This is a genomic window from Acetobacter sp. AC2005 (assembly GCF_037901235.1).
Lineage (GTDB): Bacteria > Pseudomonadota > Alphaproteobacteria > Acetobacterales > Acetobacteraceae > Acetobacter > Acetobacter oryzoeni.
On record NZ_CP149625.1, the window covers coordinates 582,976 to 598,002 of the forward strand.

Genomic DNA, 15,027 nt, shown 5'->3' on the forward strand with positions numbered 1-15,027 from the left:
AATGTTGAGGAATTTTTAGAAATCGGGATAAAAATCGTTATAACATTGTTGGTTTTAGACGGTTTATGCTGATATCTTAAAGATCTTTTTAAAATATTGCCATTTAGAGAATTTTGCACGCCGTTCACGCAAATGGCATAAATCTAACATAATTTTTAGGCAACTTATTTGCCGCAGGCTCTTACCCGTTAGCCATTTCGGCGCCGGAGCAGGAAAAGTGCTTGTTCCCCAAACAGGTTAGCCAGCCGGATAGAGCGCCGCCACGGCGCGCGTTCACCTTCTTCATCCACCGCCATCCATTGCTCTACAATGTAGCCATCCTGCTTACACAGCTCCAGAAAATCCCGGATGGTACAGGGGTGGATGTTCGGGGTTTCATACCACGGTGTGTGCCAGACAGATGTCATGGGCATACGACCGCTGAGCAGCAGCTTGAGCCGGAGCTCCCAATGCCCAAAATTGGGAAACGAGACAATGGCATGCCGCCCGATACGCAGCATTTGCCGCAGCACCTCACGCGGGCGGGCCACAGCCTGCAAGGTGCGTTGCAGCACCACGTAATCAAACGCGTGGTGCGGATAATGCGCCAGATCGTGGTCTGCATCACCATGCACCACAGGCAGCCCGTGCGCGACAGACTTGGTAACAAGCTCCATATTCAGCTCAATACCGCGCGCATCGCACCCACGGTAACGGAACAGATGGTCAATAAGCGCGCCATCTCCGCTGCCAATATCCAGCACGCGGGTGCCGGGGGCTATCATTTCGGCAATCAGCCGCTGGTCAAGACGCATCAGGCAAGCCCCGCATGTTCGGCCACACCACACAAAAAGCCACGCACCGTGCGGTCAAAATCCGGTTCTTCCAGCAAGAAAGCATCGTGCCCTTTGTCTGTCTCGATTTCTACAAACGAGACATTGGCCGCAGCCCGGTTGAGCGCACGCACCAATGTGCGGGCCGCCGATGTGGGGAACAGCCAGTCGGACGAGAACGACACCACACAAAACCGCACCGGCGTGCCGGCAAAGGCGTGTGTAAGTTCCCCATCATGGTCTGCGGCAATATCAAACCAATCCATCGCACGGGTGATGGTAAGGTAGGAGTTGGCATCAAACCGGCGCACAAAGGTGGAGCCCTGATAACGCAGGTAGGATTCCACCTCAAAAATATCGCTGAACATGGAAACAGGGCCTTCTGGCCCCTGCCCGCTTACAGGCCCGCGCCGCATGCGGCGGCCGAACTTGCGCGTTAAGGCTTCTTCCGAAAGATAGGTGATATGGCCCATCATGCGGGCCACAGCCAAGCCACGGGCAGGCACAACATCATCCGCCCAATAGCGGCCACCGCGCCAGTCCGGGTCTGCAATAATGGCCTGCCGCCCTACCTCGTTAAACGCAATGTTCTGGGCGGAATGGAAAGGTGCCGTGGCAATGGGCATGGCTGCCAGCATCATCTGCGGGTAGGTCACTGTCCATTCCAGCACCTGCATACCGCCCATGGAGCCGCCAATAACGGCAAACAGTTTTTCTATGCCCAGTGCATGCACAAGCTTGTGCTGCGCGCGCACCATATCCCGAATGGTAATGGGCGGAAACGCCGTGCCCCAAAGCTCTGTGCCATCACCTTCTGCATCTGTGCGGATGGAGCGTGGGCCGGTGCTGCCCATACAGCCCCCCAACACGTTAGAGCAGATAACAAAAAACCTGTTGGTATCAATGGGCTTTCCCGGCCCCACCATGCGGCTCCACCAGCCGGGCTTGCCCGTAAGCGGGTGTTCCTCCGCCACGTACTGGTCCCCCGTAAAGGCATGGCAGATCAGTATGGCGTTATCCCGCTTTTCTGAAAGCGTGCCATAGGTGCGGTAGGCAATATCAACAGGGGCAAGGGTAACGCCGCAATCCAGCCCCAGCCCTTCGGCAAACCGGACATGCTGCTGTTCACCAATGGCCAAGGGTGTTGTGCTGTTCATAAAAACGCCGAATGCTCCAAACAATCCCCTCCGGCATACGGACGTTTACAGGACAAGGCAAGTCCGGTTTCCAACGGCCCTGCCCTGTTACGCCCGATGTGCTGGAAAGTTCCGCCCGGTCCCGTTTCAGTGTTCCATTTTAAGCGCGGCCAAGAAGGCGCTTTGCGGAATTTCCACCTTACCAAACTGCCGCATGCGCTTTTTACCTTCCTTCTGCTTTTCCAGAAGTTTGCGCTTACGGGAGATATCACCACCATAACACTTGGCCGTCACATCCTTGGAGAGTGCGCCAATGGTTTCACGCGCAATCACCTTGCTGCCAATGGCGGCCTGAATGGCGATCTTGAACAACTGGCGTGGGATAAGATCCTTCAAGCGCGCGCAAATGGAACGCCCGCGAGATTCCGCCGCCGTGCGGTGCGCAATAAAGGACAGCGCATCCACGGGTTCCTGATTGACCAGAATGGAAATACGCACGAGGTCGCTCTCCTCATACCCATCCATCTGGTAATCGAAGCTGGCATACCCGCGGGTGAGAGATTTCAGGCGGTCATAGAAATCAAACACCACTTCGTTCAGCGGCAGGCGGTATACAGCCATTGCACGGCTGCCCACGTAGGTCAGATCCACCTGCTCGCCGCGCCGTTCTGTGCACAGGGTCAGCACCGCGCCCAGATATTCATCCGGCACCATGATGGTGGCTTTAATCCACGGCTCCTCAATGGTTTCAATCAAGGACGAATCGGGCATGTCTGCCGGGTTGTGCAGTTCCTCACGCTCACCATTGGTGCGGGTGATTTTGTACACAACGGAAGGTGCGGTTGCGATCAGATCCAGATCGAACTCGCGCGAGAGACGTTCCTGAATGATTTCCAGATGCAGCAGACCAAGGAAGCCGCAACGGAACCCGAAGCCAAGGGCTGCGGAGGTTTCGGCCTCATAATGGAAGGAGGCATCGTTCAAGCGTAGCTTGGCAAGGCTATCGCGCAGTTTTTCAAAGTCATCGGCCACAACGGGGTACAGGCCACACCACACCACGGGAATGGAGGGTTTGAACCCGGGCAGCGGCTTTTCTGCCGGGCGGCGGTCATCCGTAATGGTATCACCCACATTACAGTCCGCCACGGTTTTGATGGCCGCGTTGATAAAGCCCATTTCACCCGGGCCAAGGCTTTCAACACTGGTCATGCGTGGGGCAAACACACCCACCTGATCGACCTGATGCACCGCGCCGGAGGACATCATGCGCACCTTCATGCCGCGCTTGAGCCGCCCTTCCTTAATACGCACCAGCACAATCACACCCAGATACGGGTCGTACCAGCTATCAATCAGCATGGCCTGCAGGGGTTTTTCCGCATCACCTTTCGGGGGTGGCAGGCGGGTTACAATGGCTTCCAGCACGCCTTCAATATTCAGGCCAGTTTTGGCGGAAATTTCCACCGCATCATCCGCCGGAATACCAATAACTTCTTCAATCTGGGCCTTTACGCGCTCGGGTTCTGCGGCTGGCAGATCCACCTTGTTAAGCACGGGCACAATTTCATGGTTGGCATCAATGGCCTGATACACGTTGGCCAGTGTTTGCGCTTCCACCCCCTGAGAGGCATCCACCACCAGCAGCGAGCCCTCACACGCCGCCAGAGACCGGCTGACTTCGTAGGCGAAGTCCACGTGTCCGGGGGTGTCCATCAGGTTCAGCACATAGGTGTTGCCATCCTTGGCCGGATAGGTCAGCCGGACGGTTTGCGCCTTAATGGTAATGCCACGCTCACGCTCCAGATCCATGTTGTCCAGAACCTGATTGGTCATTTCACGCGCGGTCAGGGCACCGCACGCCTGAATCAGGCGGTCAGCCAGAGTGGATTTTCCATGATCGATATGTGCGATGATGGAAAAATTGCGGATGAGCGAAAGGGGTGTATCGGTCATGCTGCTCCTTTAAGCGAAACGGAAAGAAAAGTCAGCCGCTTCCGCACGGGCTTGGGCCATTATCAGGTAAATTTTTTCCCTATTGCGCACACTGCCGCATTTGGCACCAGCCCGCAGCCTGTTTTTTAGCCCGATATCAGCACAATACGGTGCAGCCATACACCTGCCGCAGCCTGTGGCACAGGGTGCAGGGCGCTGCGCCCAAAGGGCTGAATGGCCAGTACGGGTTTTTCCTGCAAAATGCCCACCACGGGGGCTTGGCCCGGGCGTATCAGCACCACACGGTCTGCCCCACGCGGGTGCAGCTCAGGCTGCACCACAAGTGAACAGCCAAGCCGCAGAATGGGCTCCATCTCTTCCGTATCCACCCGCAGCATGTAGGCTGAAGATGATGGCAGGCTGAAAAATGTTTCTTCCTGCTCCCACAGCCCTCCGGCGGGCAGGCCTGCCCGATCCAGCACACTTTCCTGATCCAGCCAGGAAAGCGGCAGGCTACGCATCAAGCAGGGCGCCGGAGTTTCTGCCCTGTCTGGTTGATCATACCCCCAGATATGGGCCTCAAACTGGGCGAGGGAAACACGCAGCACATCCAGCGCACGCAGCAGGCTTGGCAGCGCAGGCCAGCGCCAGACGCCATGGCCGGCATAGCGGCGCGAGGGGTTGAAGGTGGTGGCATCCAGCCCCGCTGCCCGCGCCAAGCCAGAAGGCGTAAGCCCACGCTCCTGCGCCAGTGTATCCAGCGCGTGCCATATACGCTCTGCCGGTATCATGGTTTTTTGGTGTGAAGTTCTTCTAGCTTCAGCACTTCGCTGGCGTGGCGGACTGTGCCTTCATCAGTAATAAAAAAACGCCCCTGCCCGTTCTGCCGCGCAAGGCCCTTGCCTGCCAGACGCGTCAGGCAGGGGTCATCCTTCATGCCCGTTGGGCGGCCAACCTCACCCGCAAGGCACAACCTGTGCAGGGCGGCGCGGCAACATGTTTCAAGGTAGGGTTCGTTCCACATCAATGCAGGATCACGCATCCCGCGCGCGGCGGCAAGAGGATGTTTTCACACACAGCACTTCTCCCAAACGCAAAGCGGGCACACGCCTGAAACGTGTGCCCGCCAAAGCCTGCCCAAACCGGGGTGGCGTTAGTGTTTTGCCTGCGCATCCGGCAGCGCATAGGCCACCACGTAATCCCCCAACTTGGTGCCAAAGGAACCATGGCCGCCATCTACCGAGAGCACATATTGGTGGCCGTTCTGCTCATACGTCATGGGGGTGGATTGCCCCCCTGCGGGCAGGCGGTCCTGCCAGAGCTGCTGGCCTGTTGTGACATCATAGGCGCGGATATACAGATCCAGCGTGGATGTCAGGAACGCTACACCCCCAGCGGTAATGATAGGCCCACCCAGAGAAGGCACCCCAACGCGGAAGGCCAGCGGCACGGGGGAACTATCCCGCGTGGTGCCGTTGCGGTGCTTCCACAAAATTGTGTTGGTGCGCAAATCCAGCCCCGCCACATAGCCCCAGCCCGGCTGCTTGCACGGAATGCCAATGGGGGACAGGAACGGGTGCAGGTCCACCCCAAATGGTGTGCCGTATTGCGGTTGCAGGCCAGCCTCTCCGCCAGAAGGGCCAGCATTCTGCAGCGGCTCTGACGGGTTGTTAGGCCCACGCGGCACAAGGCGAGAAACAAACGGCACGGCAATGGGGTTGGTAAACGCTACCTCACGCACCGGGTCCACCGCCAGACCGCCCCATTCAAACATGCCCAGATTACCGGGGAACACCAGCGTGCCCTGTGTGGAAGGCGGCGTAAACGGCCCTTCATACCGCAGGCGTTTGAACATGATGCGGCAGGCCAGTTGGTCCAACATGGTCGCGCCCCACATATCCGCATCCGTAAGGTTGTTTTTGGGACGGAATGTGAGAGCCGAGAACGGCTGGGTGGGGGAAAGATGATCCCCCGGTGCAGGCCCCTGCGGTACGGGCATTTCTGGCGCGGGCACCAGCAAATGGCCATTGCGCCGGTCCAGCACAAAGATGTTGCCTGTTTTGGCTGGCGCATACAGCGCTGGCACTACAGAGCCATCAGCCTGCTTTATATCCACAAGGCTGGGTTGGGATGGCACATCCATATCCCACAGATCATGATGCACTGTCTGGTAAAACCACACCTTGCGCCCTGTATCTGCATCCAGCGCCAGAATGCCAGAGGCATAGCGCTCCTGATCCGGCGTGCGGTGGCCGCCCCAGATATCCGGCGTGGCCACACCTGTGGGAATGTAAATCTGGTTCAGCCGTGCATCATAGGCTGAGGTGATCCATGAATTGGGAGAATTGGCTACATAATGATGTGTGGCGGAGGGCAGTTCGTTCGGGTTCGGGTTGCCCGGATCAAACGCCCATACCAGCTTGCCGCTATACAGATCATACCCACGCGTCACGCCTGAAGGTTCGTGCGTGGAGTAGTTATCCGTCACCGCGCCAGAAATAATGGCCACCTTGGACGTGATAACCGGCGGAGATGTGGGTTCATAAAACCCCGGCGTGCGCATGGGCATGCCATCTGTAAGATCTACCGCGCCATCACGCCCAAAACCACGGCACAGGGCCCCGGTATCAGCATTCAGGGCAAACAGGCGGCCATCATTGGTGGGGAGGAAGATACGGTGTGCGCATTCATCCGCCACGGCTACATCATGGGCCTGTTCTTCCGCCACCGGCGTTTCTGCGTAGGACACGCCGCGGCATGTCATGTGCTGATAGGAGGCATTGTAGGTAATTTTGGGGTCAAAATGCCAGCGCTCGTGCCCGGTGGCAGCATCTATCGCAAACAGGATCTGATGCGGTGAGCACAGATACAGCGTATCGCGCACCTTTATGGGCGTGGCTTCATCTGTAATTTCGTCTGGATCATCCGCGCGCTTCAGATCATGGGTGCGGAACACCCATGCCACCTTCAGATCATGCACATTGCGGGCATTGATCTGCGCAAGTGGGGAGTATCTGTCCCCCGCCTGCGTGCGGCCATAAGCGGGCCAGTCTGCCGCAGGCACAACTGCATTATCCCCCGGCAATGGGGCGGATGAAGCCTGCACACTCGCACGGGGCAACACGCCGGCAATATCCTGCGGGTCCTGCGTAAGGGCGTAACCATACACACCAGCCCCCACCACAACACCAGCCAGCAAGGGCGCACTGTTCCAGCGTGAAGACGGCAACAGGCGAGAAGAGACAAAAGGCAACACAAGCCACAGGCCCAGCGGCAGCAGCACATCACCACGCGGGGCCAGGGCCCAGAAATCAAACCCGGCTTCGCCCACAGACCATACGAGTGTGGCCGCAACCAGCACTGCGTAAAGCCACAGGGCCTCACGCCGCCGCTGCCACAGCAGCACCGCCGTGGCCAGCAGCACAACACCGCACACCACGTAAAAGCAGGAGCCGCCCAGCAGGGCCAGCCAGAGGCCTCCACCTGCAAGAAAAACGCCCAATATTGCAAAAACTGCTGCGGTAATCCGCAATACAATATCTGGCTTGTGACTATTCGTTTGTATCATGTTGCCTGTTTTCTGCCCTGCACACGTTCACATCCCAATTTTTCTGCACAAGAAAAACCGTTTGAGAACAATCAATACAACAGCGGGGCATTGCAGCCCAAGAAAATACTGTAAAAGACACAAAAAACCGCCTGCATTTTCATAAAACACAGGCGGTTACAGAAGTTTTCACTTCAATACCTTGTGGCTTGATACTTGGCCGTATCAGTCCAGCTTAAAGCGCACGGTAAATACATGGCCTTTAACACCATCTGCAACATTGTTACCCGAAAGGGCAAAACGCACCTGCTGCAAATATGTTAGCGCGCTTTTTGTAAAATTTGCGCCGCCCATGGTTTTAAGCACCACACAGTTGGTGGGGGCCCCTGCCGCTGTAATATCGCACCGCGCCAGCACGCGCCCTTCCAGATTTTTGTTTTCTTCCACTGCCGGGTAAACGGGGGCTGCCGTGTTGATACGGTTAAGCCGCACGGTTTTATCTACGGCAGACATGGCGTTGATAACGGCGTATTCGTCCTTATCTTCCGTTGTATGGCGCCAGTTGTACAGGGTTTCCAAACTTTTGGGTAAACCCTCTGTGCCGTAATGAAGCGTATAGGGGGCCTGCCCCGGCACCGTAACTTTCACACTCAGTTGAGGCGCTTTGGCAAGTTCCTGCACTGTGGCAATTGGCAAAAAGATGCCGAACATTTTTTGCGGCGTATCTTTGGCAAACACCAACGGAAAATTATAGTGGTGCCTGTCTGGCGTATCGGCCTGTAACTGCACAGAAACACCATCGGTTGAGCGGGTTTTGGGCCACTGCACCCCCAACAGAAACCGGCTGTATGTTTGGGAATTGAAGGACAGAGCCGTGGTATCCGCCAGATCCGCCCCTGTAAGAACGTACATGCTCATCACCACAAGGCCATTGCCTTGCCCATCCGCCGTAAACAGTGGCTGTGTGGGTGCCGGAGCCGGGCGAGAGTAAATAAAGCACGCCTGTAACGGCTTGGCGTCTTTCAGGCTCTTGGCAATATAATCCTTATCATCCTGCTGAAGCGGCAGTTGCACAGCCAGCTTGCGAATATCCTGCGCACAGTAAACCTCTCCCCATGAAGGGGACAGGGAGGTGACATTCATCAAGGAAGGCTGATCTGACGAAAGCACAGGGTTTCCCGCGCCAGAAACCGTTGCAGATGCCGGGGGCTGTGCCTGTGCAAGAGCATGCGGCGCGGTGGCAACATGCCCGCCCGGCACAGCACCAGAGGTTGCACACCCCGCCAGACACAACAGCCCGAGCGCGGAAAAAATGCGTGTTTTCAATACCATTCAGCAATCCAATACAAAAAAGCGCGGCCCCCGAAGGAGCCGCGCCTTTTATTTCCGAGATCTTCCCTAAAAGGAAAAGAAAATCAGACGGAGTAGTACATTTCGAATTCAACCGGGTGCGGTGTGTGTTCGAAACGGTACACATCATCCCATTTCAGGGTGATGTAGCTTTCAATCTGGTCTTTGGTGAACACGCCACCAGCCAGCAGGAACTCATGATCCGCAGCCAGAGCTTCCAGAGCTTCACGCAGGGAGCCCGCAACTGTCGGGATCTGCTTCAGTTCTTCCGGCGGCAGGTCATACAGATCCTTGTCCATGGCATCGCCCGGGTGGATCTTGTTCTTGATGCCGTCCATACCAGCCATCAGCATGGCAGCGAATGCCAGATACGGGTTGGCTGTGGGATCCGGGAAGCGTACTTCAACGCGCTTGGCCTTGGGGCTTGTTGCGTACGGAATACGGCAGGAAGCAGAACGGTTGCGGGCGGAATATGCCAGCAGCACAGGTGCTTCAAAGCCCGGAATCAGGCGCTTGTAGGAGTTGGTGGACGGGTTGGTGAAGGCGTTTAGCGCCTTGGCGTGCTTGATAATGCCGCCAATGTAATACAGGGCCGTGTCGGACAGGTCTGCATAACCATTGCCAGCAAATGTGGGCTTGCCGTCTTTCCAGATGGACTGGTGAACGTGCATGCCGGAGCCGTTATCACCATAGATGGGCTTTGGCATGAATGTTGCGGTCTTGCCGTAGGAATTGGCAACATTGTGCACACAGTATTTATAGATCTGCATGAAGTCTGCGGCGCGTACCAGCGTTTCAAACTTGGTGCCAAGTTCGTGCTGAGACTGCGCCACTTCATGGTGGTGCTTTTCAATAGCCAGACCCATTTCGCCCATGGCTGCCAGCATTTCTGCGCGCAGATCGCTTTCGCTATCCACTGGCGGTACGGGGAAGTAACCACCCTTCACACCCGGACGGTGGCCCATGTTGCCTTCAGGATATTCCTTCAGGGATGCATCGGGGCCTTCAATGCTGTCGAGCTGATACTTGCCGTAGTTCGGGCCGGTGCCAAACAGCACGTTGTCGAAGATGAAGAATTCAGCTTCCGGGCCAAAGAATGCCGTATCACCCAGACCGGAGGACTTGAGATACTGCTCAGCCAGCTTGGCGGTGGAGCGCGGGTCGCGGTTGTAAGGCTGCCCGGTGGAAGGTTCGATAATATCGCAGAACAGGATCAGCTGCGGACGAGCAGAGAAAGGGTCCATCACTGCGGATGTGGGATCCGGCAGCAGAACCATGTCGCTTTCGTTAATGGCTTTCCACCCACCGATGGAAGATCCATCAAACATGAAGCCATCGGTAAAGCTATCTTCCTCGATGGTGCTGACATACTGGCATGTGTGATGCCACTTGCCCTTTGGGTCTGTAAAACGCAGATCCACCAGTTCCACAGAGTGTTCCTGAATCAGATCAAAAACCTTGGCAATTGCAGCAGCCTTGCTGTCACCCGCCGGAGCTGTTTTCTTTACCATGCTCTCTTCACCTAAGCTTTGTCAGCATGCCGCACTTTGCGGGCACGCGGTCTGCGGGAATAATGTACGCGCACGTTCGCGCCCCATACTTGCGCATGGGCCGTATCAGATTGCGTCTTCCCCTCGTTCCCCGGTACGGATTCGCACCACGTCATCCACCGGACTCACGAAAATCTTGCCATCACCAATGCGGCCTGTGCGGGCCGCAGCGGAAATGGCTTCTACCGCCCGCTCCACCATGGAAGCAGGGCAAACAACTTCAATCTTCATCTTGGGCAGGAAATCAACAATGTATTCCGCGCCGCGATAAAGCTCCGTATGCCCCTTCTGCCGCCCGAAACCCTTGGCTTCGATCACGGTAATACCCTGCAACCCAAGCTCATGGAGGGCTTCTTTTACCTCATCCAGCTTGAAGGGCTTGATTATGGCCTCGATCTTCTTCATCGCGCGTCGTCAACACACCATTGTTGTGCCCGTATTTTGGGCCTGTCCGTTCATGATGCCCCCTCCCCCTATAGGCAGAAGGCACCCCATACCGTTACACTTGCACGGCTTGCCCGTGCGGGCAATCAGGCAGATGCAAATTTGTATCGATAAAGCACCAAATCAACTGTTTACGCCAAATGTTTCGGTATCGCGTCTTATTCGCCTCTTTCCGCCAGCGGGGCAAGGAACTTTGTAATGACAAAATTGCTTAACAGGCAGATTGCCAACCAGCCTGTCACTATTTTCACGCTTATGTCCGAGCTGGCGCGCAAGCATAACGCCATCAATCTTGGGCAGGGTTTTCCTGATACGGAAGGCCCGCAGGACATGGTGCAACTGGCTGCAGATGCCCTGCTTGATGGGCGCAACCAGTATGCGCCCCTTACAGGCCTGCCAGAACTGCGCGCCGCCGTTGCAGGCGCCTCTGCCCGATTCCAGAACATTCCCGTTGATGCCGAATCGGAAGTGGTTGTGACCTCCGGCGCAACCGAGGCCTTGGCAGCCTCCTTCATGGCGCTGATAGAACCGGGCGATGAAGTGGTGCTGATAGAACCGCTTTACGATACCTATCTGCCCGTTGTGCGCCAGCTTGGGGGCATCCCACGCCTTGTGCGGCTGGAAGCACCAGATTGGGCGCTCCCGCGTGAGGCCCTGAAGAACGCCTTTGGCCCCCGCACCAAGGCCATTGTGCTGAACACCCCCATGAACCCCACCGGCAAGGTGTTCACCGCCGAGGAACTGGCCTTCATTGCCGACCTGATGCGCCAGCATGATACCTACGCCATTTGCGATGAAGTGTATGAACACCTTGTATTTGGCGCGCCGCACCTCTCGCTCATGGCGTTGCCGGATATGCGTGAACGCTGCATCCGTATTGGCAGCGCAGGCAAAAGCTTTTCCTTTACGGGCTGGAAGGTGGGTTACGTTACCGCCCCAGCCCCACTGGCAGCCGTTGTAGCCAAGGCGCACCAGAACCTTGTGTTTGCCACCGCCCCCAACCTGCAACGCGCCGTGGCCTTTGGGCTGAACAAGGATACCGCCTACTTTACCCAACTGGCGCAGGAGATGGATACAAAACGCCAGATCCTTTCTGCCGGGCTGGCCCGTGTGGGCTTTGGCGTGCTGCCCTGCCAGGGCAGTTACTTTGTGATGGCAGATATTACCCCGCTGGCAAACGGGCTGGATGACATGGCCTTCAGCCGCCTGCTGACAGAGCAGGCCGGTGTCACCACCATTCCCGCATCTGCCTTTTACGATGCACAAAGCGGCACCCCCCCCCGCAACCTGATTCGCTTTGCCTTTTGCAAGCGTGAGGAGGTGCTGATTGAAGCTGTGGCCCGTCTGGAACAGTGGAAAAGCCGCCAGAGCTGATTTTTCTATATAAAAACGCCAGAAGTGATTGACGAACGACGCAGTTTTCTCTAAACGTCCGCTTGCTGTGCGGCGGACGTAGCTCAGCTGGTAGAGCGCCGGTTTGTGGTACCGGTGGTCGCGGGTTCAAGCCCCGTCGTTCGCCCCAGCATATTTCCTTAAAATTTAAAATACCTTCTGCACAGCATCCATATTGCGTGCCACGCCGCCTTATACTTGCGCAACTACCCTGCTGGCTTGCATCTACGGCAACCGGTTGAAGGCGCTGCACCACATTCTGCACGCAAGTAGTCCTGAGCTTCGTGCAGACTATCAAAGCAGTGCTTAGAATAAACCACCGTGCGCCCTTTGTGCTGCTGCACAGACATGCACCCAGACCGATGCGCCACAATATATTTTGGATTCAGACGCCCCGGACTTGAGTTTACAAAAATCCCGGATGGGTGCGCCCTTTGCCAATCCTGAAAACGCTGCTCGTCTTCTTCCTTGTAAAATGCGGCATATGTCATTAGTGGCTTTTCCCCTGCGATGAAAACCCGAACAAAAAAAGCCGGTCAGAGCAAACTGACCGGCTTTTGCCAAAACACTCTTAAGCGTTGTCCTGCATGAACTGGCGCAGGTCTTGCTCCGAAACCGCGCCATCGTGTTCCAGCAGCGCATCTTTGCCACCTACATGGTGCGGCATTACCATCAGGGGTGTGCCTTCATCCATGAAGCGTATCCGCAGGTCATTCCAGCGCGGCGCAACAAAGCGCGCATAAGCCTGTGCCAGTGCGCACTGGTCAATACACCAGTTGGTTGGATTTTCCGGGCTGTATGTCCGCTGCACATAATTGTGCAGATACCGCCCAATCTGCGGCAGAAGTTCCGTTTCCCCAAAATAGGATAGGCCCGCACCAAAGCCCCACGGTTCTCCGGCTATCTGCTTGCCTTCATGGTTGTACGCATACAGCCGGAATCCGTAATCCGAACCGGATGTGAGCTCCCGCCACAAGGCCGGGAAATCCTGCGGGAAGTAGCCATCACAATCTGCTGTCAGCACAGGGCAGTGCCACTGGCCCACAATATGCGGCAGCATAAGGTAGCGGATACAGGTATAGGCGGCCTCGTTCGCATGGCTCAACTGCCCATGCGTAAAGGACACATCCATCCCACGGTCTTTTTCCGAGAAAAAGGCCACAAGATCCCGCATCAGGGTCAATTGCTCATCCGTAGGCCGATCCACGCCCAAACACAGGCGGAAGCGCCCGTGTTCTGGGTGGGCCTGACACGCCCGCAAAGACATGACAAGCTTGGGCACGAAGCGGAAATACGCACTATCGCATCCAAAAACCAGACAGGCATCTGGCGTATCCGCCTCGGTCCGATCGGGCGCTACGCTGGAATGCCAGATCCAACCTGCAATGCCCAACTCGTCCGTTACCTGCTGGTCGTGCAGGTTATAGGCGGCAGCTTCCGGCAACCATGTATAAACGCCAGAATTGTAGCGAATGGCCTTGATGCCTGAATCTTTGGAAAGCTTGCGGGCCGTCACGTAGTGCGGGTCTGCGCTGGCGCGATCCTGATTGAGCCATGCATAATGGCCCGCCACAACCTGGTTCCAGTATTGCGCCCTGTTTTGCGCCAGATCGGCCTGCACCAACTGCAGCCGTTCTTCCTGCGTGCTGGCAGAAGCTACTTCTTCAAACAGGTAGGAATAGGCCTGCCGCACATCTTCTGCCCTCAGCATGGCGGCCGGCAAAGGCACCATTAAAACGTTAAAGGTGGGGTCAAACTCTTCTGTGTCCGGCAGATCTTTCAAGGCTGCAGGCAGCAAAAGCAGTGCGGCCTCGCCCTGCTCTGTCCGCTGCACCAACTGCGTAAGCTGTTCAGGTATGGGGGCATCGCCAAACCGGCCTTTCAGAGCCAGAGCGGTCAAATCTGCAGCCTGCTTGGTCTCACCTTCCCGCAATGCCAAAATGGCAGAAAAGAAGGAGAGATCTGGCCGGAAATCCTGCAACGCCGCACACAACACCGCAGTGCGCGCCAAGCCAAGCTGCCCAGCTTTGGCACAGTTTTTTGCCAGTTCCAGCAGACATCCAGAATCTTCGGGGGTTACAAGCAAACGTTGGCGGGCAGCCTGTGCAGCCTTCACAAACGGGCTATTCCCCATGGCCTGTATCTGCGCAGACAGCGCCGCCATAAAGGTTTTTTGCACCGCCATGGGGCTGGGCTGAAGCACGATTTCCGGCTCTCGCCCGTCGGAAATCACAATGGCATCACCTTTTTCACGCAGGAAAAGGGTGCGCAGATCCCACTTACGTTCACCAAGATGCAACACACATTCATGAAACGAAACATGTTCAGCCTGCTGCTGCCCGGGAATTAGCCATTTACCCTGCGCCAGACGGGCCAGCAAAGGCACATGCTGGCTGAGCACGGGCACAAACAGTTCCCACGCCAGAACGTGCGACACCCATATCAATTCAGTATGCGGTCTGGAAGACAGAAAGTTTGTACCATCCCCCAGGCTCACCAGCCCTCTGTTATCGCCCTCTTCCACAACGCCAACCGCAATATCCGCAAACCCTTGCAGACTATTGCTTGCGGGGTCCAACTGAACCACCTTCCAATGCGAAGAAACGGCCTGCGCAACTGGAATTCCCGTAAGGTAGAAATCACGATGAGCCAGAATGTGCCCGTGAAATGATATAAAAGAAAACATGCCTCAGCTTACCCCGGCTGCCCGTTTCATACGCGGAATCATGATTTTGGCTGACACGTGCATACAGGCGGCCAGCCATTTTTCTTAATATGCACAGAGTTACGGCGTGTCGTCAGTTAAGCCCTGAGTGTGGCACGTGAGGGTTGTAGTTTGTGTCTGCGTGTGCTGACTGTTTTCC

General features: G+C 56.4%; 11 protein-coding genes and 1 tRNA gene. 2 read left to right on the forward strand and 10 right to left on the reverse strand.

Annotated features, from left to right (window positions below; all coding sequences use genetic code 11):
* Nucleotides 1-188: 188 nt before the first annotated feature.
* The 9 genes from metW to QQM41_RS02785 form a co-directional block, all read right to left on the reverse strand.
* Entirely contained in the window at nucleotides 189-794 is a 606-nt protein-coding gene (gene metW, locus QQM41_RS02745) for a methionine biosynthesis protein MetW (protein WP_019089810.1), read from the reverse strand.
* Nucleotides 794-1,969 carry a homoserine O-acetyltransferase gene (locus tag QQM41_RS02750; protein WP_087651454.1) on the reverse strand — a complete coding sequence of 392 codons (1,176 nt, stop codon included), beginning with the start codon at nucleotides 1,967-1,969 and terminating at the stop codon, nucleotides 794-796. The genes metW and QQM41_RS02750 overlap by 1 nt, the downstream gene beginning before the upstream one ends.
* 126 nt (nucleotides 1,970-2,095) lie before the next feature.
* On the reverse strand, nucleotides 2,096-3,901 hold the full coding sequence (gene lepA / locus QQM41_RS02755; RefSeq protein WP_339077632.1) for a translation elongation factor 4: 1,806 nt from the start codon (nucleotides 3,899-3,901) through the stop codon (nucleotides 2,096-2,098).
* 125 nt (nucleotides 3,902-4,026) lie between these two features.
* Nucleotides 4,027-4,671, reverse strand: coding sequence for a helix-turn-helix transcriptional regulator (locus QQM41_RS02760; RefSeq protein WP_339077633.1), 645 nt, complete (start codon nucleotides 4,669-4,671; stop codon nucleotides 4,027-4,029).
* Nucleotides 4,668-4,922 (reverse strand): hypothetical protein, encoded by a 255-nt coding sequence (locus QQM41_RS02765; RefSeq protein WP_339077634.1) that lies wholly within the window; start codon nucleotides 4,920-4,922, stop codon nucleotides 4,668-4,670. The genes QQM41_RS02760 and QQM41_RS02765 overlap by 4 nt, the downstream gene beginning before the upstream one ends.
* A gap of 111 nt (nucleotides 4,923-5,033) precedes the next feature.
* Nucleotides 5,034-7,448 (reverse strand): glucose/quinate/shikimate family membrane-bound PQQ-dependent dehydrogenase, encoded by a 2,415-nt coding sequence (locus QQM41_RS02770; protein WP_339077635.1) that lies wholly within the window; start codon nucleotides 7,446-7,448, stop codon nucleotides 5,034-5,036.
* A 204-nt stretch (nucleotides 7,449-7,652) separates the two neighbouring features.
* Nucleotides 7,653-8,759, reverse strand: coding sequence for a TonB family protein (locus QQM41_RS02775; protein ID WP_339077636.1), 1,107 nt, complete (start codon nucleotides 8,757-8,759; stop codon nucleotides 7,653-7,655).
* An 83-nt stretch (nucleotides 8,760-8,842) separates the two neighbouring features.
* The gene (gene glnA, locus QQM41_RS02780) at nucleotides 8,843-10,288 is read right to left on the reverse strand and encodes a type I glutamate--ammonia ligase (RefSeq protein ID WP_003622499.1); all 1,446 of its coding nucleotides are present in this window, start codon (nucleotides 10,286-10,288) and stop codon (nucleotides 8,843-8,845) included.
* Between the two features lie 105 nt (nucleotides 10,289-10,393).
* The gene (locus QQM41_RS02785) at nucleotides 10,394-10,732 is read right to left on the reverse strand and encodes a P-II family nitrogen regulator (RefSeq protein ID WP_003622497.1); all 339 of its coding nucleotides are present in this window, start codon (nucleotides 10,730-10,732) and stop codon (nucleotides 10,394-10,396) included.
* 237 nt (nucleotides 10,733-10,969) lie between these two features.
* Between QQM41_RS02785 and QQM41_RS02790 the strand changes: the two genes are divergently transcribed.
* Nucleotides 10,970-12,145, forward strand: a complete 1,176-nt coding sequence (locus QQM41_RS02790) for an aminotransferase (RefSeq protein WP_128104993.1) — start codon at nucleotides 10,970-10,972, stop codon at nucleotides 12,143-12,145.
* A 72-nt stretch (nucleotides 12,146-12,217) separates the two neighbouring features.
* Nucleotides 12,218-12,293 (forward strand) — tRNA-His (locus tag QQM41_RS02795).
* A gap of 441 nt (nucleotides 12,294-12,734) precedes the next feature.
* Here QQM41_RS02795 and QQM41_RS02800 read toward each other — a convergent pair.
* Nucleotides 12,735-14,849, reverse strand: a complete 2,115-nt coding sequence (locus QQM41_RS02800; RefSeq protein ID WP_339077637.1) for a hypothetical protein — start codon at nucleotides 14,847-14,849, stop codon at nucleotides 12,735-12,737.
* Nucleotides 14,850-15,027 lie beyond the last annotated feature (178 nt).

Coding starts and splice junctions, on each gene's coding strand:
- QQM41_RS02750 (WP_087651454.1), bottom strand. CDS start 1,969: ATGAACAGCACAACACCCTTGGCCATTGGTGAACAGCAGCATGTCCGG.
- QQM41_RS02785 (WP_003622497.1), bottom strand. CDS start 10,732: ATGAAGAAGATCGAGGCCATAATCAAGCCCTTCAAGCTGGATGAGGTA.
- QQM41_RS02760 (WP_339077633.1), bottom strand. CDS start 4,671: ATGATACCGGCAGAGCGTATATGGCACGCGCTGGATACACTGGCGCAG.
- lepA (WP_339077632.1), bottom strand. CDS start 3,901: ATGACCGATACACCCCTTTCGCTCATCCGCAATTTTTCCATCATCGCA.
- QQM41_RS02775 (WP_339077636.1), bottom strand. CDS start 8,759: ATGGTATTGAAAACACGCATTTTTTCCGCGCTCGGGCTGTTGTGTCTG.
- QQM41_RS02790 (WP_128104993.1), top strand. CDS start 10,970: ATGACAAAATTGCTTAACAGGCAGATTGCCAACCAGCCTGTCACTATT.
- QQM41_RS02765 (WP_339077634.1), bottom strand. CDS start 4,922: ATGCGTGATCCTGCATTGATGTGGAACGAACCCTACCTTGAAACATGT.
- glnA (WP_003622499.1), bottom strand. CDS start 10,288: ATGGTAAAGAAAACAGCTCCGGCGGGTGACAGCAAGGCTGCTGCAATT.
- QQM41_RS02800 (WP_339077637.1), bottom strand. CDS start 14,849: ATGTTTTCTTTTATATCATTTCACGGGCACATTCTGGCTCATCGTGAT.
- QQM41_RS02770 (WP_339077635.1), bottom strand. CDS start 7,448: ATGATACAAACGAATAGTCACAAGCCAGATATTGTATTGCGGATTACC.
- metW (WP_019089810.1), bottom strand. CDS start 794: ATGCGTCTTGACCAGCGGCTGATTGCCGAAATGATAGCCCCCGGCACC.